Consider the following 270-nt stretch of genomic DNA (forward strand, 5'->3'; position numbering starts at 1 on the left):
AGCCCGGGCCTTTCTGGAAGGTGCGGGCGTAATCCTGCAGACGTTTCGGGTCGTCGCGCTGCGGGTCGATGCTGATCGACACCAGCTGCACTTCCGCGCCGACCCGGGCACCGAGCTGTTTCTGCACCTTGCCCATGATCGACGAGACCACCGGGCAGACCGTGGTGCAACTGGTGTAGATGAAACTCATGACGACGATCTTGTTGTGCACCAGATCCTGCTCCAGGTGCACGGTCTTGCCGTTCTGGTCGAGCAGCGGCACGTCGGCGA

General features: G+C 62.6%; 1 protein-coding gene. It reads right to left on the reverse strand.

Going from position 1 to position 270, the window contains the following annotated elements:
* On the reverse strand, positions 1-270 hold a 270-nt coding region (locus HFD99_RS25180; RefSeq protein ID WP_167441092.1), incomplete at both ends, for an SCO family protein.

The organism is Paenibacillus sp. EKM301P, assembly GCF_011800295.1.
Taxonomy (GTDB): domain Bacteria; phylum Bacillota; class Bacilli; order Paenibacillales; family Paenibacillaceae; genus Paenibacillus; species Paenibacillus polymyxa.